Origin of the sequence: Edaphobacter lichenicola, from assembly GCF_014201315.1 — a bacterium.
Lineage (GTDB): Bacteria > Acidobacteriota > Terriglobia > Terriglobales > Acidobacteriaceae > Edaphobacter > Edaphobacter lichenicola_B.
The window spans coordinates 137,172-157,116 of record NZ_JACHDY010000003.1 but is presented as its reverse complement, the minus strand read 5'-3'; the positions used below and the strand labels follow the sequence as shown (position 1 = coordinate 157,116).

The following is a 19,945-nucleotide window of genomic DNA, read 5'->3' as shown; positions in this document are numbered from 1 at the left end:
TCCACTCCGTTTGCTTCATCTCGCAAATCAGCAAATCACTCAGATGCATTGGAAAACCTGATGCGCCCTAAAGCCTTCCCGCAAGGACAGTCAGAGCCTTCTCCAGACGCACGCCCCGCGAAGCCTTCAACAACACTACGTCGCTCAGACGCACATTCGCAACCAGCCACTCCCCCGCCTCTTCCGGGCTCGTGACAAAAAGCGCCTCCGTACCCGCAGCTCTTGCCGCCTCGACTGTAGCCTCAGCCGCGCCCCGCACTCCAAGCACAAAATCTACCCCACGCTCCTTCATCCTCGTACCGCACGCAGCATGCAGCGCAGCCGAATCCGAGCCAAGCTCCAGCATCTCCCCCGCAACCACGATATGCCGCTCCGCCGGAATCGCCATCAACGCATCGATCATCGCATTCAACGCCGTCGGATTCGAGTTATAGCAATCATTGATCAGCGTCGCCCCCCGCCACTCCAGAACCTCGCCACGCTTGTCCCCTGCCTGCAGTTCACCGACAGCCGCAGCGCAATCCCCCAACGCCATCCCGCTCTGCAATCCCACCGCAATCGCAGCCAGCGCATTCGCGACATTGTGCCGCCCCAACATCTTCAACTGCACACTCGCACGCTGCCCCCTGGCCTCCACCGTAAACACCACGCCCTCAGTACCCACCTCCGCCACGTTGACAGCTCTCACACCCGCACCCTCGCCTAACCCGTAAAACATCGCGCGTTCCCCCAGGCCACGGCCAAACGCCGCCACAAAAGCGTCATCGAAGTTCAAAACTGCGATGCCGTCCGCAGGCAGTGCCTCAATCAACTCATACTTTGCCCGTGCGATTCCAATCAGTCCCTCCGGAAAGAACTCCAGATGCACCGGCCCCACGTTCGACACCACCGCCCAATCGGGCTCCGCAATCCTCGCCAGCGCAGCGATCTCTCCGGCATGATTCATTCCCATCTCGATCACCGCAACCTCATGCTCCCGCTCCAGCTTCAGAAGCTGCAACGGAAGGCCAAACGCATTATTCAGGTTGCCAGCCGACTTCAATACTCTGAACTTGGCAGCTAGAACCTGCGCCACGGCCTCCTTGGTAGTCGTCTTTCCCGCCGACCCCGTCACGCCGATCACTTTGCCGCCCCACTCTCGCCGCACCGCATGAGCCAGTTGCTGCAGCGCCATCACCACACAGTCATCGCACTCTGCCACCTGCAGCAATCGCTTTTCATCCACCTCGGCCGGCACAACCCACCGATTACTCACGACCGCAGCAACAGCCCCGTTTGCGAGCGCGGCCTCTACATAGTCATGTCCATCCAGTCTCTCGCCGCGAACGGCAAAAAAGAGCTCCCCTGCGCCGATGGTTCGCGAATCAATCCCATACCCTACTGCCTCCGCCGAAGTGTCGAACTCGCCATCCGCATGGATCCAGTCAGCAATCTCTCCCAAGGTCAGCTTCACGCGATCCCCCTCAAAACTCCAGCCGCTACTGCCACATCATCGAACGGCACTGTTCCGTCTCGCAGGATCTGCACCTTTTCATGGCCCTTCCCCGCGATCAGAACAATGTCTCCAACCTTCGCCGCGTGAATCGCAATCTCAATCGCCGCAGCTCGATCCTGCTCTACTATGCACCTCGCCGCCGTCTCCCGGACCCCCACCAGAGCCTCTTCCATAATCATCATAGGATCCTCACTTCGAGGGTTATCACTCGTAAGCACAACAAGGTCGCTTCCCTCTCCCGCCGCCCTGCCCATACGCGGACGTTTCGTCTTATCCCGATCGCCGCCACAACCAAACAAAGTAATCACCCTCCCGCTGCGTTCCTTCACCAACTCTCGCGCCAGTGAAATCAGGTTCCTCAGAGCATCATCCGTGTGTGCGTAGTCCACCACAACGGTCACAGCGTTCGACGAAGGCACCACTTCAAACCGCCCCGGCACCTGCGCCCCTGCAGCGGCGCCCGCAACAACCTGCTCCAGTGTCAACCCGCGCGCCAGCGCAGCGCAGGAAGCCGCAAGCAGGTTGTACACATTCACCCGCCCAGTCAGAGACGATCTTAGAGCAGCATCCCCGTATGGCGTCTTGATCAAAAAACGCGTCTCGCCAGCCCGCAGCACCACATTCTCCGCTCGATACTCCCCACCCTCTATTCCATACAGCATGACTTCCGACCGCAATGAACTGTGCGCCAGGCGTTCGCCACCCCACCAGTCATCCTCATTGATCACGGCAACCCGGGGAGGAGCCGCCCCCACACCCTCAAACAGCCTCACCTTCGCAGCAAAATATCTCTCCATCGTCCCATGAAAATCCAGATGGTCCTGCGTCAGATTCGTAAACATCGCCACATCCACCGGCAGCCCCCAAACCCGCTCCTGCTCCAGCGCATGCGACGACATCTCCATCACCGCCTCCGTCGCGCCTACCTTCACGCCGTCGGCAAAAATTCGAAGTGTATCGGAGGCCTCCGGCGTCGTATGCGGCGACACCCTCACTTCATCTCCCACGTGAGTTTCAATCGTCCCGATCAACACGCACATTCGCCCCACACTCCGCAGCATCGCCTCCAACAAAAATGCCGTAGTCGTCTTTCCATTCGTGCCGGTCACTGCGCTCAAGGCAAGACCACGCTCCGGATGCCCCATCACCGTCGCGCTAAACTCCGCCAGACCCCGACGTCCCCGCTCCACCAACGCCGCGCCAACGCTCACATGCTCGCGGCGCAGCCTCTCATAAGCCTCGCGAGAGTCCGTCACCACCGCAGCCGCCCCCTTCGCGATCGCCGCCTCTAAATAGCGATTTCCATCCGTCGCCTCACCGCGCATCGCAACAAACACATCCCCGCGTCTCACCCGCCGAGAGTCATATTCAACCCCCGAAACCTCTACCGGCGCGCAAAAACGATCCACGGAACTGAGCCCGTTACAGACACTCTCCCAATTCATAAAGGGATGCTAGTCGAGAACACGAATATGTCACAGCACAAAACCATCATCGACTGAACCGCACCACGATCTCAGTTCCCGCCGGTACCATCGTCCCCGCCGCAGGCGCCTGCTCTCTGGCCAAACCACTCCCCACGGCCTGCACCCGCAAACCCATTGAATCCGCCCGTTCCACCACCCCCCGCAACCCCGAACCCTCAAACGAGGGCACAGGCACACGCAGCCCAGCGTCCACGACAACCGCCCCCTGCTCCTTTTCCTCAACGGTAGGACGAGCCTTCAGCTCCGCCAGTGGCGCAGACTCATGAGACACAGAACCGCTCCCATCCTCTGAATGGAACGCCGCCAGAACCTTCGCCGGCAGCATATTCAAAATCTCAGCCGTCTTTCCCTGAACCTTCTGCGTCGCAGCAACCTGCGTCTGGTTCGCCGCAACTTCGGCAGCCGCAGCGTTCGCCGGAGCGCGCAGCGGATCATCCGCCGGCAAGCTATTCACATCATCAAACATCGCATTCAAATCCGCGGTGTTTTCGCTCGGCGCATCCCCGTCCGCCTCCGTCTTCGCCGCCACAATCAACTCTTTCTGTGTCTTCAGCGGCTGATCATGCGGCACGCCCAGGTACTCCAGCACCTGTTGCGCCACCTCCGCAAACACCGGCGCGCTCGCCGCACCGCCATAGTGCTGCACCTCGCTACCCGCCGTCGGAGTATCGATCACCACGGCAACCGAGATAGCAGGATTGCTTACCGGCGCAAAACCAGCAAAGCTTGCCACCAGCTTCGTGTGAGAGTAAGTGTGCGTCGCCGGATCAACCTTCTGCGCCGTGCCCGTCTTACCGCCCGAGCTATAACCGTTCAGCGCAGCCTGTCGCCCCGTACCCTCCGTAACAATGCCCTGCATCATCATCCGCATCTTCGCGGAAGTCATCTCTGTGATCACTCGATGCGCACCATCCGGCAGAGTCGCAGGCAGCCCATTCGCAGGCCGGAACGCCGCAGGCTTCAGCCGCGGATCGCCCTTCATCTCATCGGTCGACTGCAGCAGCACATGCGGAGGCATATACACCCCACCATTTGCAATTGTGCTCACCATCGTTACAAGCTGCACCGGCGTAACGCCAACCTCCTGCCCAATTGCCATGGACAAAATGCTCGTCGCGCCCCACTTCCTCGGATTCCGTAGCAGTCCACGCGTCTCACTCGGCAGCTCAATCCCCGAGCGATCGCCGAAGCCAAACGCCTTCATATAGTCATAGAACTTTTGATTCCCCAACTTCAACGCCATCTTTGCCGCACCAACGTCGCTCGAGTGCTCCAGCGCATACTGCACCGTCACCCGACCAAAGTGATCGCTCCTGTCATCATGCAACGTGCGGCCGTACATCGTCATCGCGCCACCCTGGCAGTCGACGATGTCCGTAGGCTGCACCCCCGCCGCATCGATCGCAGCCGAGTAAGTCACCAACTTGAACGTCGATCCCGGCTCATACACATCACTCACCGCCAGGTTCGTCAGCACATTCGCATCCATGTGCTTTTGGTCGTTGGGATTGAAACGCGGAGACACAGCCAGCGCCAGAACCTGCCCCGTGTGTGGGTCCTGCACCACCACCGTCCCATGCAGAGCCTTTACCTTCTCCACTTGAGCATCCAGCGCTCGCTCCGCCATGTACTGAATATTCGCGTCGATCGACAACACGAGATTCTCACCCGGCATCGGCTGGTTCTCCTCACTGCCCAGCACATGCCGTCTCGCATCGAGCGCCGTCAACATATGCCCAGGCTCACCATGCATGTCATCGTCGAACTGCCGCTCCAACCCGCCCAGCCCGATATCATCCGTCCCCACATACCCCAGCACCTGCGCGGCCAGATCGTTGTTCGGATAAAACCGCTTGAACTCCTTCTGAAAATAAACGCCCTTCAAATTCAACTCACGCAGACGATCGGCAATACCTGGATCGACCTTCCGCGCCACCCACGCAAAGTTCTTCGAAGCGTTGAACCGCGCCAGCATCTGCTGCTGCGACGTAAAGTTGTCTCTCGGATCCGCGTGCACAATCTCTGCCAATATCTCCGCCGCGCTCGCACGATTGTCCCCAAGCTCCGACGGCACCGCATACACACTATCCACCTGCACCGTCACCGCAAGCTCCCGCAGATTGCGGTCATACAGCATCCCCCGCCGCGGAGCCACCTCGAACGTCCTCTGCTGCTGCAACGCCGCCCGATGCACAAAGTCCGAGTGCCGCACCACCTGCAGCCAACCCAGCCGCACCGCGATCAACGTCGTCCAGGCGCAAAAAAACAGCGCCACATAGGCGAAACGGATCCTCCGTATCGGAGCGGTCAACGTCTGCCGTGGCGCCTTGTTCATCTCATCCCTGCTTTATCGTTAGTGTACTTCCTGGTCCTCTTCGTCTCACGTTCTCAACAAAGTCGAACACCCTCTGCCGACAACCGACTACTGAGCAATCTGCATCGCCGGAGCACTCGCCTGCGCCAACGCCGGAGCATTCGGATCTCCGCCGCCCTCCGGCCGCACCACCTGCCCAGGCTGAGGCTCCCCCAGACCAAGCTGCTTGGCAATCCGGTCAATCCGACCCGGATCCGTCAACTGCGCCTCATTCAACCGCAGTTGCCGATTCTCCTCCCGCAACTGCTCCACCTGCGCCTTCTGCGCCTCGACGTGATAACCAATCTCAATCGCCGAAAAGTGCTGCCAGACATAAACCATCACCAGCACAAACAACACACTCATCACCGCGGTAAACGTGCGCATCTCGCGCCGCCGCTCCGGATCGTCCGCCTTCACAATGCGGCTGTTGTCGATGTGCTTCGTAAAGAAGACCTCAGGCGTAGGCCCACGCCGCGCACGCCGTTGCGTCTCATACAACTCACGATTCCGCGCCGTCAGCGACTCCGCACGGCTGTGCGCCCGCGAACCTAGCATCTCTAACTGTTGTCCTGCCATCGCCGAAGCTGCCATCGTGCACCTCTCTAAATCTGCCTCTGAAACCTGAACCCGAAATCTGTACCACTCTCCTCAACGTACGAACCGGGCCGGGATCGCTATGGAGGAAGGGACTTTTTGTTGCAGAGTTGTCTTTCGCCTGAAAGAAGGTGGGACAACCCCGGCCCGATCACTTGTTCTCTCTATAGACTGCACCATTTTCAGTGCAATAGAGAATCTTGTACCTAAACTTTTTCGGCCGCCCTCATCTTGGCACTGCGCGACCGCGGATTTCTCATCTGTTCCTGCTCAGCCGCCACAACCGGCTTCTTCGTCAAAATCTCAAATATCTTCGCGTCCTTCGCCGCCTTGAACGCGTCTTTCACCAGCCTGTCCTCCAACGAGTGGAAGCTGATCAACACCAACCTCCCGCCCGGCTTCAACAGAGACCCCGCGCTCTTCAGCAGCGATTGAATCTCTCCCAACTCGTTATTCACTCGAATCCGAAGTGCCTGAAAGGTGCGTGTCGCCGGATGTATCTTCTCGCCTTTCATTGGTGGGGCCTCGGCCGATACGATTCGAGCCAACTCTGCTGTAGTCGTAATCGGCCGGGCCCTAACAATGGCTCTGGCGATTCTCCGCGACCTCCTTTCCTCTCCGAATTCGTAAATCAGGTCGGCGAGTTCGTTTTCGTCTTCCTGATTTACCACTTGCTCGGCCGTCTCCCCGCTGCGCGTATCCATCCGCATATCAAGCGGTCCATCGGTCCGAAAACTAAATCCTCTGTGCGCCTCGTCCAGCTGCAGGCTGCTTACGCCAAAGTCAGCAAGCAATCCATCCAGGCTCCCCGGTGCAATCACCCCCGAGGCCTCCGAAAACGCCCTCGGCTCAAACGCCACCTCCGGCATTGCATCGCCAAGCTCAGCCCGTAAAACCTCAAGCCTTGCTTTAGCCTTCTCCATCGCCTCCGGGTCACGGTCAAAGCCAATCAGCTTGCCCTTGCCGCCCAGCCTCTTCGCAATCTCCAAAGAGTGCCCCGCCAGACCCAACGTCGCATCAACGATCACGCCGCCCGGCCGCACATTCAAATACTCCAGAACTTCCTCTAAAAGAACCGGCACATGTTGCGGACTCTTCATCTTCACCCGCCCTCTGTGCTGCCCCTGGGGGCCACCTTGCACCTGCTAAGCAACTGCCTTGGTCTTATCTGCGAACGCCATCAGATCCGCGTCCGTCAGCTCAACCGCTCCACTTGCCTTCTTCATCTCGGCGTCGAACAGCTCTGCATTCACAACCTCCAGCAGTGTCTGCGACCCCAGGACATTTACCTCGCCCGTCACCTTGGCCAGCTCCCGCAGCTTCTGCGGAATCAGCACCCGGCCCTGCGCATCCATCTCTGCCATCTGTCCGTAGAAGTTCGTTACATCCTGAAACTTCTTCCGAACCGGATCCATCGGGGACATCGTCGAAAGCGACGCCTCGATCTGCTCCCACTCCTTCAGCGGATAAACCTGCGCCCGCTTCCCATCCATGCTCGTTATGTAGAACTGGGGGCCGTACAGCTCATCCACACGGCGCTTGAACTCGGCAGGCAGCTTCAATCTGCCCTTTTCGTCCACGCGTGTTGGGTGATTTCCCCGAAACATAACGACCTCGATACCTCTCCCGCCTCATCTTTGGTTCAAAACCAACTCCGCGTTGTAGAATTTGTTGTCAAGGAACCAACTTTGGTCCACCAAACTCCAAAATCTTCTACTTCGCTCCACCAGCATCGCCGAGGTATCCGGCCCTGTAAAGAACTAATTTGTGCAACTTCTGTGTATTTCCCATATCGGGATGTGGAAAACTCAGCTACTTGTGTGTACGAAAGAGGTAACCGCTAGCTGTAGTGTTGGCACCGTTGATTCATACCAACTCCGTTACTTGCAGAGCGTGAATCCATCTGGTAAGCGAAATAAAAGCGAAGACGCTAACTCCCACCCAACAACTTCTTCCGGCGAAGCAGCCAAACCAGGTACGCAAGCACTGCCAGATTGATAACCAGCAGGCTCAAGCGAAACCCATCCGGCTTTCGGACCAGCTCATACAACTCCCACGGCAGAAAAGAGACCGTCAGAATCAGCGTCAGATACTCCGCCCACACCTTCTCCAGCAGCAGTCCGACCCCCTCGGTCAGAGCCAACGCAGAGTAACCGAACGTCCCTACACTGATCTGCCTCAACCGATGAGCATCGATCAGGTCTGCCTTATGGAGCAACAAAGCAACCAGCCGGCTCTCAGGGTCAAACCTCAACTTCAGCGCCAGCCGCGTTACCTCATCGCCAATATCTTTATGCAGCAGGTGAATCGCACCCGCACCGATACAGAAGAAGAAGATCGCCTTCGCCAGCTTGAACAGCCCGATCAGCATCAAGCCGCGATCGTGCACACCGGCCGGGTGGTCCCCCTGCTCACGTGTCTGTACCAACCCGCGACTACTAATTGGCTCTTTCACCATCATCCGACCTTCAGTTGACGAGGACTCGATGGAATTGTCAACGCCCCCTTCGTGTCACGCACATCTTTACCCCATCAACATCTTCTCGCTAACTGTTACGCACACCCAACAGACCTCGCAACGCTGCCTCTTGCAACGGCATATCACGAGCATGATGGAAATTAGACCAATCCAGCCCCAGCAAGCGCACGTAGATGCTTATGAGTGCCCCTGCAGGGAACGAGCTTCTGGGAAACCAATCAACACCAAAAGGATAACGATCATGAAGAAGACATTCCTAACCACCCTGGCAGTCGCCGCTCTGGCAATCACTTCACTCACCGCAAACGCGCAGAGGGACCCTGAAGTCGGCGGCGCTGCCATGTACCCCACCAAGACCATCGTCGAGAACGCCGTCAACTCGCCCATCCACAAGACCCTCGTAGCTGCGGTCAAAGCAGGCGGTCTGGTCGACACCCTCAACAGCCCCGGCCCCTTCACCGTCTTCGCGCCAACCGATGATGCGTTCGCCAAGCTTCCCGCCGGGACCGTCGATACACTCGTCAAGCCCGAGAACAAAGACACGCTGGACAAGATCCTCACCTACCACGTCGTAGCCGGCAAAATCTCCTCGAAGGACCTCGTCAAGATGATCAGCAAGGGCGGCGGCAAGGCCACCCTCAAGACGGTTCAGGGTGAAGATCTCACGGCCACCATGTCCGGCGGCAACATCATGTTGATTGATACCAAAGGCGGCATGGCCACCATCACCACCGCCGATGTCTTCCAGTCGAACGGTGTCATTCATGTCATCGACACCGTCCTCATGCCCACCTAAGCGTCTTCCTCCGGCAATCCCTTGAGGCGCCTCACAACGAGGCGCCTTTTTTCTCATCACACGAAACCCACTCCGATTTGCAGCCCGCATCACTCGCGCTCTCCCCTGCAACACGCTATAACCAACTCAGCGATGCGCCACACCTTCCACTCCAAACAGTGGCTTCCCTACCCTGTCGAACTAGTCTTCGCCTTCTTCTCAAATCCCGAAAATCTCCCACGCCTCATGCCCCCTTGGCAGCAGGCCCGTATAGAAAAGATATCCATCGCATCCCCACCCCCGCAACCCGTCACTTCCTCCAGCATCAACAACATCGCTGCGGGTGCTGGAACGAAGCTCACCATCAGCTTTCGCCCCTTCCCATACTCCCCCATTCGAGTTTCATGGGATGCAGAGATCTCCGAGTTCGTCTGGAGCGACCACTTCTGCGACCAACAACTCCACGGCCCCTTCGCCTACTGGCATCACTGCCACCAGGTAAAGTCGGAGACGCGAACAGAAGTTTCCGGGAGCCCCACGCCCGGCACTCTGCTCGAAGACAAAGTCGACTACGAACTACCGCTGGGGAAATTTGGGAATATCGCCAACAGCCTCTTCGTCATCTCTCAGCTTCGCAGCACCTTTGCCTATCGCCACGCCCGCACAAGCGAACTGCTTGCGCTCCTGACCCATCATCTTTGAAAGCCGCCTCTATGGGATGACCGTCGACGTTGTTAAGGAAATACGGGCCGCGAATTGCGACCCGTATTCGAAAATCCTTCCACCTAGTGCTTTGCGAGAACCTGCTCCATCATCTTGCTGAGATAAGGTCTCGATCTCTCAAGCGCCGCCTCAGCCGTAAGGCCATACTTCTCCCGCAACGACTCCACCTTGCCATGCTCGATAAACGCATCCGGCCAGCCCACCCTCACCACCGGAACCTGCAACTCAAGTTCGTTCAGCGTCTCCATCACGGCCGAGCCAAACCCACCCGCAAGCACATGATCCTCTAACGTAATCACCAACCCGCAGCGGCCACCGAACTCCCCGACACAATCACGATCCACCGGCTTCGCAAAACGCGGATTAATCACCGCTGCAGAAAACCCTTCCAGCTTCAACATCTCCGCCAGTCGGACCGCCTCCGGCAACATCGCACCCAGGCCAAAGATAGCAACATCCACTCCATCGCGGATCACCTCAGCCTTGCCGATCTCAAGCGCCACCGGCTGCTCTTTCACTTGAACGCCCGGCCCAGTCCCACGCGGATATCGAATCGCGCTTGGCCCTTCATGCAGCATCGCCGTATACATCATGTCGGCCAACTCGTCTTCATCCTTCGGCACCATATGTACCAGGTTCGGCACACTGCGCAGATAGCTGATATCGAACAGCCCATGATGCGTCGGCCCATCATCCCCGCTCAACCCGCCGCGGTCCATGCAGAACACCACGGGCAGGTTCTGCAGACAGACATCATGCACTACCTGGTCGAACGCCCGCTGCAAAAACGTCGAGTAGATCGCGCAAAAAGGCTTATACCCCTTCGTCGCCATGCCGGCCGCAAAGATTACCGCGTGCTCCTCAGCGATCCCCACGTCGAAGTACCGCTTCGGATGATGCGGCCGAAAAAGGTCGAGCGCCGTGCCGTTCGGCATCGCAGCGGTAATCGCCACAACCTTATCGTTCGCCGTAGCCAGCTTCGTCAGAGACTCCGCAAATATCTCAGAGTATGTCTTCTGTCCCGCAGGCTTGGTCTCACCGGTCTGCGCGTCGTAAGGCCCCAGCCCATGAAACTTCTTCTGCTTCTCAATCGCAGGCTGAAAACCCTTTCCTTTTTGAGTGATCGCATGCAGCACCACCGGCTTATTCTGCTGCTTCAAAAAGTTGAATGTCTCAATCAGTAGCGGCAGATTATGTCCATCGAGCGGCCCAAAGTAGCTCAGCCCAAACTCTTCGAAGAGCGTGCCCGGCCCAATCAAACCCTTCGCCGCCTCTTCCGCCTTGCGAGCAACATGCCGCACCGTCTTACCGCCAAAACGCTCCAACAGATCGGCCGCTCTATCGTGCAGGCTCGAGATCGTAGGATTCGTCACGATCTTGTGGAAGTACTCCGCAATCGCCCCAACGTTCTTATCGATCGACCACGCGTTATCGTTCAACACCACGATCAATCTCTTGGTCTGAGCCGCAATATTATTCAACGCTTCAAACGAGATTCCATTCGTAAACGCCGCATCCCCCGCCAGCGCGACGATGTGTTCTTTCCCACCTGCCATGTCGCGGCCAACAGCCATCCCCAGTGCCGCACTAAGCGCCGTACCGGCATGCCCTGCTCCATAGCTGTCATGCTCGCTCTCGGTGCGCAGCATAAATCCATTCAAACCACCAGGCTGCCGAATCGTATGAAACAGCTTCTCCCGCCCCGTCAGCAGCTTGTGCACATAAGCCTGATGACTCACATCGAAGACAAAGCTATCCGTCGGAGTGTCGAACACATAGTGCATCGCCAGCGTCAGTTCGACGACACCAAGATTCGGACCGATATGTCCGCCCGTCTTTGCAACCCCCACAATCAGTCGCGCCCGAATCTCCTCTGCCAACTGCGTCAGCTCCGCAATCGAAAGCTTCTTCACATCAGCGGGAGAGTTAATTGTCTCGAGAATCTTACTCATTAAAAACCTGTCTGCAGTCTCGCTAACCGAGCGTCGCGTCCTGCCCAAAAACCAGCTACATCCCCAACCCGGCTAAATGAGCTGACTCTTAAGTATACCAACCCACAACTTCACGTGTTGCATCTTTCAACCTCGATGCTTAGACGTTGCCCCCTCCTTCGTTCGCTCTCTCTCCCGCACCCTCAAATCGGCAAACTGCTGCCCACAGACAACCCCACGCACCCTGAATTTGCTCCCGGCGGCACATCCACTGCGATATGCTTCCCACACATGGTCCCCGCCGTCACCACCACAGGCCTCACCCGCCGCTTCGGCGAATTCACCGCAGTTCAAGACGTCAACCTCACGGTCGCCCCCGGCCAGTTCTTCGGTTTCCTCGGCCCCAACGGCGCAGGCAAATCCACCACCATCAAGATGCTCACCGGCCTCCTCGCACCGACCTCTGGCTCCATCCAGATCCTCGGCCTCGACACCGCCACCAACCCCATTGAAGTCAAGCGCCAGATCGGCGTGGTCCCCGAAGGCCTCGCCCTCTTCGGCCGCCTCACCGCCGCAGAATACCTCCGCTTCGTAGGCCGCATGTACGGACTCGACGCCGCCACCACCGCCGCCCGCACCACCGAACTCCTCGACTTCATGAGCCTCGCCGGCGAGACCAAAAAACTCATCACCGACTTCTCCCACGGCATGCAGAAAAAGCTCGCTCTCGCCGCCGCGGTCATCCACGGCCCCCGCATCCTCTTCCTCGACGAGCCCTTCGAAGGCGTCGACGCCATCGCCTCGGGCACCCTAAAAGCCATGCTTCAGGGTATGATCGCCCGCGGCGCGACCATCTTCCTCACCTCCCACGTCCTCGAGATCGTCGAGCGCCTCTGCACCCACATCGCCATCATCGACCGCGGCCACCTCATCGCCAACGGCTCCCTCGAAGAGCTCCGAGCCGGCGTCCAGGCCCGCAACCCCGAAGGCAATGGCAACAACCAAATCCTCACCCTCGAGCAGATATTCCTCAGCATCGTAGGCGGCGACCCCGCCACCGCACCTCCCGAGCAGGAGCTCTCATGGCTGGGCTAACCGAAGCTCCAAGCCAACCTCCGAATCCCCCCTGGACCTCCGCTCAGAGCCGAGCCCAATTCGCCGCACTCGCCCAACTTCGCTTGAGCATCTTTCGCAACGCCTTCCGCCGCAAAGGGGGAACCGGCGAACTCATCGCCCGCATCCTGATCTTCCCCTTCCTCGCCATCATCGCCATCTTCCCCATCCTCGGCGCAGGCTTCGGAGCCTACGTTCTCGTCTCCACCGACCGCCTCGCCATGCTCTACGCCATCACCTGGGGAGTCTTCCTGCTCTGGCAGCTCGTCGTCCTCAACATCTCCCCGCCCGGCCTTAGCTTCGACATCAACACCATCATCCGCTTCCCCCTCAGCTTCCCCCGCTACCTCACCGCCCGCCTCTTCTTCGGTCTCCTCTCCGCGGCCAACGTCATCGGCACTCTGGCCATCATCGCCGCCGACATCGGCATCGGCGTAGCCAGGCCCTCGCTCGTCCCATGGGCCACTCTTGTCCTCATCGTCTTCGCGCTGGCAAACATCTTCTTCACCCGCATGGCCATCACCTGGGTCGAACGCTGGCTCTCCACCCGCCGCGCCAGCGAGATCTTCACCGCCCTCATCATCTTCGGCTCCCTCGGTTTTCAGTACCTCAACCTAACCTTCAACCCAGCCTTCCACCACGGTCACCAGGCCAGCAAGCTTCCCCTCCTCCTCAAAATCTTCAATCGCGTTCGCCCCGTCGCCGATCTCCTGCCCCCCGGTCTAGCCGCCACTTCCATCGTCAGCTCTGCGCAAGGACGCCACCTCACAGCCATCGCATCTCTCCTCGGCCTCGTCGCCTTCGGGTGTCTCTTCCTGGCCGTCTACGCCTGGCGTATGCATCGCGAGTTCCGCGGCGAAAATCTAAGCCAGGTCTCCCACCAACCCGCCTCAACCCGCGTCCCACCGTCGCAGCGCATCACCGGCTTGCAGTCTGCAACAGCTCAGCTCACCCGCAGCCCCCTCAGCCTGAGCCCCACCCTCTCCGCCTGTCTCCGCAAAGAACTCCTCTACCTCCGCCGCAACACCAACCAGCTCTACGGCTTCATCGCACCCGTCTTCATGGTCTTCCTCTTCGCCACCCGCATGGGAGCCAGCGGTACCGGCGGCAGTCTCGTCTTCCCTGCCGCCGTCGCCTACTCCCTCCTCGGCGTCTCCATCCTCTCCTACAACGGTCTCGGCATGGACGGTCCCGGCGTCCAGTTCTACTTCATCAGCCCCACCCGCCTCCGCGACGTCTTCCTCGCAAAGAACCTCATCGGCTTTCTTCTCAGCCTTGTCGAGTTCGTCCTCATCTTCGGAGTTCTCGTCTTCAGCGCCCGTACTCCGTCTCCTCTCATCGCCCTCGCGACCCTCTGCTGGCTCCTCTTCGCCACCTTCACCAACGGAGCCATCGGCAATCTCCGCTCCCTCAGCGCACCAAAAAAAATCGACCTGTCGAAGATCAGCCGCAAGCAAACCTCTCAACTCAGCGCTCTGATCGCATTGGGCGTTGTCCTGGCCTGTTTTGGCATCGGCTTTGCCATTGTCCTCCTCTGCCGGCACCTGGGCCAACCCTGGCTCACGATCCCGATTCTCCTCGGCCTTGCCCTGGCAGCCTTCATCTTTTACATCCGGGTCCTGAATCGTCTCGATACAATCGCGCTGAACCATCGAGAAGCAATCGCCGAAGAACTCTGCAAGACCTAGCTGACGTTTCTTCATTGAGCGCTTCGTCTCCGATCAATCCACGTGACTAGTTCGTGACAAATCACGGCAATACCTGCGCTACACTGGCTCTCTTCGCACACCAGTTCACCAGCCGCCGCAAGGCAAAGCGCCACGAAGTATCCGGAAGGGAAAAAGACGAGATGCAGCTTAGGAGCCGCAAGACCGCAGTCCTTATCGCATTCGCAACAGCAACCACCTTCGGCTCTATTCACGCCACCGCCCAAACCACCGCTGAGCAGCCAGACAAATATCAATGGCTCGAAGACGTCTCCGGCGGCAAAGCCATGGCCTGGGTCAACGAGGAAAATGCTCGTTCCGCCAAAGTCCTGCAGGCCGACCCACGATACCCCGTGCTCGCCGAAGCAGCGCTGAAAGTGCTCGAATCGCCCACCCGACTCCCCTCCCCGGACTTCCGCGTCGGCGAGATCTACAACACCTGGCAGGACGCCCAGCACGTCCGCGGCATTCTTCGTAAGACCTCCCTCGACAGTTACCTCACCGACCAGCCCGAGTGGCAGACCGTCATCGACTACGACGCCCTGGCCGCAAAGGACAACGAAAAATGGGTAGAGAAGGGCCTCAACTGCCTCTACCCCGGAGACGGCCTCTGCATGGTCTCTCTCTCCGCCGGCGGCGAAGACGCAGACACCCTCCGAGAGTTCGATCTCAAGACCGGCAAGTTCGTAGAAGGCGGCTTCGTCCTGCCCAAGTCCAAGCAGGACGTAACCTGGGTCGACAAAGACACCCTCCTCGTAGCCCGCGACTGGGGTGAGGGCACCATGACCCAATCCGGCTACCCCTTCGTCGTCAAGCTGTGGAAGCGCGGCCAGACCCACGACCAGGCCAAAGAGGTGTATCGTGGCACACCAGCCGACGTAGGAGTGAGTGCAGCGGCAATTCACGACAGCCAGGGTCACGTCGCCGTAGTCCTCAACCGCGGAGTCAACTTCTTCGAGCGCGAGACCTTCCTCTACACCGACAGCGGCCCAAAGAAAATCTTCGTGCCCGGCAAGTCGCGGACTCACGGCATGCTCGACGGCCAGCTCATCGTCGAACTCAACCAGGACTGGAAGCCCGAAGGCCAATCTAAAACCTTCCCTCAAGGTTCAGTCGTTGCACTCAACCTCGAAGCCGTAAAGACGGACCCCGTCCACCTCAAGCCCACCGTCATCTTCACTCCCACCTCCGAAGAGTTCTTCCAAGAGTCGGAAACCACCAAAGACCACCTCCTCCTCACCACGCTCGACCACGTTCAAGGCCGCGCCTACATCTACACCCACGAAGCCAACAACACGTGGACGCGCAAAAAGCTCGACATCCCTGACAATCTCAGCGTCAGTATCGCCACCACCAACACCTCCGACAACAAGTTCTTCCTCGAGACCACCGGCTTCCTGACGCCCTCCTCCCTACTGCTGGGCGACGCTGCATCGACAAATTTAAAATCCGCCAAAACTCTCCCAGCCCAGTTCGACGCCTCCAATCTTGTCGTCGAACAGCTCCAGGCCACCTCCAAAGACGGAACCAAAGTCCCGTACTTCCTCGTCCGCCACAAGGACATAAAGTACGACAGCTCGAACCCCACTCTCATGAACGCCTACGGTGGCTTTCAAGTCTCCATGACGCCCCTCTACAATCCCATCCTCGGCAAGCTCTGGCTTGAGCGAGGCGGCTCCTTCGTCCTCGCCAACATCCGCGGCGGCGGCGAGTTCGGTCCCGCCTGGCACGACGCCGGCCTCAAGACCCACCGCCAGCGCATCTACGACGACTTCGCCTCCGTAGGCAAGGACCTCTTCACCCGCAAGATCACCTCGCCCCACCGCCTCGGCATCGTAGGCGGCTCCAACGGCGGCCTCCTCATGGGCGTCGAGTTCACCCAGCACCCCGAGATGTGGAACGCCGTCGTCATCCAGGTTCCCCTGCTCGATATGATCCGCTTCGAACACATCGCCGCCGGAGCCTCCTGGGTCGGCGAATACGGCACCGTCACCATCCCAGAGGAGCGAAAGTTCCTCGCCCACATCTCCCCCTACAACCAGCTCAACCCCAACACCACATACCCCGAGCCGCTCATCTTCACCACCACCAAAGATGACCGCGTCGGCCCCGTCCACGCCCGCAAATTCGCCGCACGCCTCGAAGAGTTTCACAAGCCCTTCTTCTACGACGAGATCGTCGAAGGCGGTCACGCCGCCGGAGCCAACCTCAAAGAACAAGCCAACACCCGCGCCGAACAGTACACCTACCTAACCCGAAAGCTCATGGACTAGGGTGTATCTATAGATCAGACCTGAATAGCCCATGCGGGAGTGCGCCCTGCGCGGGCAGCGGTCACTTCGTGACGCGTGTACCCCTTCGGTGGGCGCTCCCGCTGGTCGCGAGCCATCTTCCTTTCCGACCAACGGGAGGTCCCACGGCGTTCGTTCCACCAGGACCGGTACACAAGTCACGAAGTGACCGCCGCCCGCGCAGGGCGCCCGTCCGGCAGGACAGAGCGCCTCTTAGAACGACCCAGCCACACCCACAACGCTCAACATCCTCCCCGCAACACCCTTCTCCCCACGATGCGAAAAGTACTTCAGCTCCCCCGCAGCATCGACCGAACAAGCCGTACACTCCCCCACCACGGTGATCCGCTCCTCCCCCACTCCAGCCTCGAGCAACTGCCTGCGATTCGCCTCCCAAAGATCCAGATACATCTCAGCCCCGCCAACCCGGAAGAGCTCCTCTCCATACGCAAATCGCTCCCCAAACTCCCGATGCACCTCCCCACCCACCGAGTAGCAGCAAGCCCCGATGCTCGGCCCCACCGCCGCCTCCAGGTCCTCCACCCGCGACCCGTACTCAGCCACCATCATCGCCACCCCGCGCTCCACAATCTGCGCCACAGTCCCCCGCCATCCCGCATGAAACGCTCCAACCGCCCTCTTCTCCCGATCCACCACCAGCACCGGAACGCAATCCGCAGTCCCCACCCCCACCAACACTCCCGGCACGTTCGTAGTCAACCCGTCCCCCTCCAGCACCGCCCGCCCCTCCGCCGTCTGCAGCTTCCCCTCGAGCACCCCATCCCCCTCCCGAACAACCCGCACCACATCCGAGTGAATCTGCCTCAATCCCACCAGCAAAGAACCACGTTTGTCCCACAAATCACCATCAACACACCGCACAAAACGCACCCGATTTTCCACCACCGAAGCCGCCTCATCCTCCTTTGTCCACCCCAGATTCAGCGTTTTTCCTCCATAAATCGAAGAAACGCCCCCACCGCGCGTACTGAACCCATGCCGCAGCCACCCAAGCCCGTTCCACGCCTCAACCCGCACCATCTCAATTCGCTCACTCACACTAACCCCTTTACTTTGAACGCCTAACTCCTCCCCAACCACCGCCACGTCTGTCGAGATGCGTCCCTGTTCCCTTATGTTATCGCCAGCCCTTCAATAAACGCTCCCCTGTAACATTCCTCAATACATAGAGTCTATTTTTAGTACCGCAATCAGGCTTGTCGCATCAAAAAGACGGAAACAATTGATGATGCAGGGGCGCGAACTAACCCCTTATATTTCAACAAAAATTTGCATCCTTCCACGCGGGTCTGTAATATACCGCGATTGTAGACATGAGAGTGAATGTGCCCACCGTAGCCCCCCAGTTTCTTCGTTCCCGTATCGGTAAAGTCTGCGTGCCCATCATTGGTGCCACGCCTGCCGAGATGCTTGAAAAAGCCAGCGCCGTCGTCAAGGAGACTCCTTTCCTCGAGTTTCGCCTCGACTACCTGGAGAAGCCTCTCCTCGCCCTGCCTAAACTGAAGCACTTCCTCAGCGAAAACACAGCAGTCACTGCTATCGCGACCTGCCGCCGCGCCGCCAACGGTGGCAAATTCTCCGGCAATCTCGCCGCAGAGATGGAGATTCTCTCCAAGGCAGGAACCTCCGGCTTTCACATCGTCGACCTTGAACTCGAATCCGCCGAAAGTCTGAAAAAAGGCGAGCTTCAGAAGCTTCGCGAAACAGGCGTCGCGCTTATCGTCAGCCACCACGACTTCACCGCGACCAAAGATCTCGACGGCATCTTCAAACGCATCGAGCCCTTCCAGCCCGACTTCATCAAGATCGTCCCCACGGCCAAAACTCTCACCGACAACGTCACCCTCATGCGCTTCATCGAGCGTATGGACGATCACTCCAACATCGTCGGCGTCTGTATGGGCGATGCCGGCATCATCTCGCGCGTCCTCGGACTCCGCGCCGGCTCTGCCTTCACCTTCGCCGCAGCCACCGCTGGGGAAGAGACCGCCCCTGGTCAAATCGCAGCCCGTACACTGATCGAAACCTATCGCATCGATCAGGTCGATGCAGCCACCAAGGTCTATGGCGTAGCCGGCAATCCCATCCGCAGCTCACTCTCTCCCATCATGATGAATACGGCCTTCCGCCGCGAGACCGTCAACGCCGTCTATCTCGCGCTTCAGGCCAACAAACTCTCCGACCTGCTTAAGCTCGTTCACGAGATCCCCATCCAGGGCCTCAGCGTCACCATGCCGCTCAAGCAGGAGATTATGGCGCACCTCGAGAAGACCGATCCCCTCTCGGCCAAGATCGGTGCCTGCAACACGGTCCTCCGCCAGGACGGCAAGCTCTACGGCTTCAACACCGACGTCGCCGGCATCACCGGGCCTATCGAGAAGCGTATGTCCCTTCGCGGAGCAAAGGCGCTCGTCCTCGGAGCCGGCGGAGCGGCTCGCGCTGCAGTCTTTGGAATGCGCGACAAGGGGGCCGACGTCTTCATCCTCAATCGCACCGCCGAAACAGCGCAGAAGCTGGCCAAGCAATCCGGTTCGAAGACCATCAAGAAGGACGCCCTCGCCAAGACCACCTTTGACGTAATCGTAAATGCGACTCCCATCGGCATGACCGGCATCAAGGGCGCACCGATCCTCGAAGCTGCAGACCTCAACACCAAGCTGGTCTTCGATCTAGTCTACAACCCACTCGAAACCCCGCTCCTCCGCCTCGCGCGCCAGCAGAGTATCCCCATCATCACCGGCATTGAGATGTTCGTCCAACAGGGAGCGCGCCAGTTCGAGATCTTCACCGGCAAGCCTGCTCCAGAAGAGGAGATGCTGCGCGTCGTCATCCACTCTCTACGCCAGCAGGCCGAGTCTGCCACCGAAACCCCGGCACCCCCAGCAAAAACAAAAAAGGCATCCTGATCAGTCTCCTCCGAATAAATCGGAGCCCGTCAGTAGACCCAAACTAACCCGGAGCAATCCGGGTTAGT

15 protein-coding genes are annotated in these 19,945 nt (G+C 59.1%); 6 read left to right on the top strand and 9 right to left on the bottom strand.

Annotation, left to right across the window (positions count from 1 at the left end; translation table 11 throughout):
• Nucleotides 1-67 precede the first annotated feature (67 nt).
• From HDF09_RS11935 to HDF09_RS11905, 7 genes are all read right to left on the bottom strand, one after another.
• Nucleotides 68-1,453 carry a UDP-N-acetylmuramoyl-tripeptide--D-alanyl-D-alanine ligase gene (locus HDF09_RS11935; protein WP_183766521.1) on the bottom strand — a complete coding sequence of 462 codons (1,386 nt, stop codon included), beginning with the start codon at nucleotides 1,451-1,453 and terminating at the stop codon, nucleotides 68-70.
• Nucleotides 1,450-2,904 (bottom strand): UDP-N-acetylmuramoyl-L-alanyl-D-glutamate--2,6-diaminopimelate ligase, encoded by a 1,455-nt coding sequence (locus HDF09_RS11930; protein WP_311719356.1) that lies wholly within the window; start codon nucleotides 2,902-2,904, stop codon nucleotides 1,450-1,452. The genes HDF09_RS11935 and HDF09_RS11930 overlap by 4 nt, the downstream gene beginning before the upstream one ends.
• A gap of 82 nt (nucleotides 2,905-2,986) precedes the next feature.
• Nucleotides 2,987-5,317 carry a penicillin-binding protein gene (locus HDF09_RS11925; protein WP_183766518.1) on the bottom strand — a complete coding sequence of 777 codons (2,331 nt, stop codon included), beginning with the start codon at nucleotides 5,315-5,317 and terminating at the stop codon, nucleotides 2,987-2,989.
• Between the two features lie 87 nt (nucleotides 5,318-5,404).
• Nucleotides 5,405-5,929 (bottom strand): cell division protein FtsL, encoded by a 525-nt coding sequence (gene ftsL, locus HDF09_RS11920; protein WP_183766516.1) that lies wholly within the window; start codon nucleotides 5,927-5,929, stop codon nucleotides 5,405-5,407.
• A gap of 209 nt (nucleotides 5,930-6,138) precedes the next feature.
• Nucleotides 6,139-7,032 carry a 16S rRNA (cytosine(1402)-N(4))-methyltransferase RsmH gene (rsmH, locus tag HDF09_RS11915; protein WP_183766514.1) on the bottom strand — a complete coding sequence of 298 codons (894 nt, stop codon included), beginning with the start codon at nucleotides 7,030-7,032 and terminating at the stop codon, nucleotides 6,139-6,141.
• A gap of 45 nt (nucleotides 7,033-7,077) precedes the next feature.
• Entirely contained in the window at nucleotides 7,078-7,539 is a 462-nt protein-coding gene (locus HDF09_RS11910) for a division/cell wall cluster transcriptional repressor MraZ (RefSeq protein WP_183766512.1), read from the bottom strand.
• Between the two features lie 323 nt (nucleotides 7,540-7,862).
• Complete coding sequence (locus tag HDF09_RS11905; RefSeq protein ID WP_260181237.1) at nucleotides 7,863-8,393, bottom strand: DUF2127 domain-containing protein; 531 nt, start codon at nucleotides 8,391-8,393, stop codon at nucleotides 7,863-7,865.
• A 259-nt stretch (nucleotides 8,394-8,652) separates the two neighbouring features.
• Between HDF09_RS11905 and HDF09_RS11900 the strand changes: the two genes are divergently transcribed.
• Both HDF09_RS11900 and HDF09_RS11895 read left to right on the top strand, forming a co-directional pair.
• On the top strand, nucleotides 8,653-9,207 hold the full coding sequence (locus HDF09_RS11900) for a fasciclin domain-containing protein (RefSeq protein WP_183766510.1): 555 nt from the start codon (nucleotides 8,653-8,655) through the stop codon (nucleotides 9,205-9,207).
• 132 nt (nucleotides 9,208-9,339) lie between these two features.
• The gene (locus HDF09_RS11895; protein WP_183766508.1) at nucleotides 9,340-9,888 is read left to right on the top strand and encodes an SRPBCC family protein; all 549 of its coding nucleotides are present in this window, start codon (nucleotides 9,340-9,342) and stop codon (nucleotides 9,886-9,888) included.
• 83 nt (nucleotides 9,889-9,971) lie between these two features.
• On the opposite strand, the gene dxs is transcribed toward HDF09_RS11895, so the two are convergent.
• Nucleotides 9,972-11,861: a 1-deoxy-D-xylulose-5-phosphate synthase gene (gene dxs / locus HDF09_RS11890; RefSeq protein ID WP_183766506.1), complete on the bottom strand. Its 1,890-nt coding sequence runs from the start codon at nucleotides 11,859-11,861 to the stop codon at nucleotides 9,972-9,974.
• Nucleotides 11,862-12,131: 270 nt separating this feature from the next.
• Between dxs and HDF09_RS11885 the strand changes: the two genes are divergently transcribed.
• The 3 genes from HDF09_RS11885 to HDF09_RS11875 are packed head-to-tail and all read left to right on the top strand — an operon-like array spanning nucleotide 12,132 to nucleotide 16,932.
• Nucleotides 12,132-12,935: an ABC transporter ATP-binding protein gene (locus HDF09_RS11885; protein WP_183767144.1), complete on the top strand. Its 804-nt coding sequence runs from the start codon at nucleotides 12,132-12,134 to the stop codon at nucleotides 12,933-12,935.
• On the top strand, nucleotides 12,923-14,641 hold the full coding sequence (locus tag HDF09_RS11880; protein WP_183766503.1) for a hypothetical protein: 1,719 nt from the start codon (nucleotides 12,923-12,925) through the stop codon (nucleotides 14,639-14,641). Before HDF09_RS11885 ends, HDF09_RS11880 begins: the two co-directional genes overlap by 13 nt.
• A gap of 53 nt (nucleotides 14,642-14,694) precedes the next feature.
• The gene (locus tag HDF09_RS11875; protein ID WP_311719352.1) at nucleotides 14,695-16,932 is read left to right on the top strand and encodes a prolyl oligopeptidase family serine peptidase; all 2,238 of its coding nucleotides are present in this window, start codon (nucleotides 14,695-14,697) and stop codon (nucleotides 16,930-16,932) included.
• A 231-nt stretch (nucleotides 16,933-17,163) separates the two neighbouring features.
• Here HDF09_RS11875 and pgeF read toward each other — a convergent pair whose 3' ends face one another.
• The gene (gene pgeF, locus HDF09_RS11870; RefSeq protein WP_311719351.1) at nucleotides 17,164-18,009 is read right to left on the bottom strand and encodes a peptidoglycan editing factor PgeF; all 846 of its coding nucleotides are present in this window, start codon (nucleotides 18,007-18,009) and stop codon (nucleotides 17,164-17,166) included.
• A gap of 275 nt (nucleotides 18,010-18,284) precedes the next feature.
• Between pgeF and aroE the strand changes: the two genes are divergently transcribed.
• Nucleotides 18,285-19,877, top strand: coding sequence for a shikimate dehydrogenase (gene aroE, locus HDF09_RS11865; protein ID WP_183766499.1), 1,593 nt, complete (start codon nucleotides 18,285-18,287; stop codon nucleotides 19,875-19,877).
• The last annotated feature ends 68 nt before the right edge of the window (nucleotides 19,878-19,945 follow it).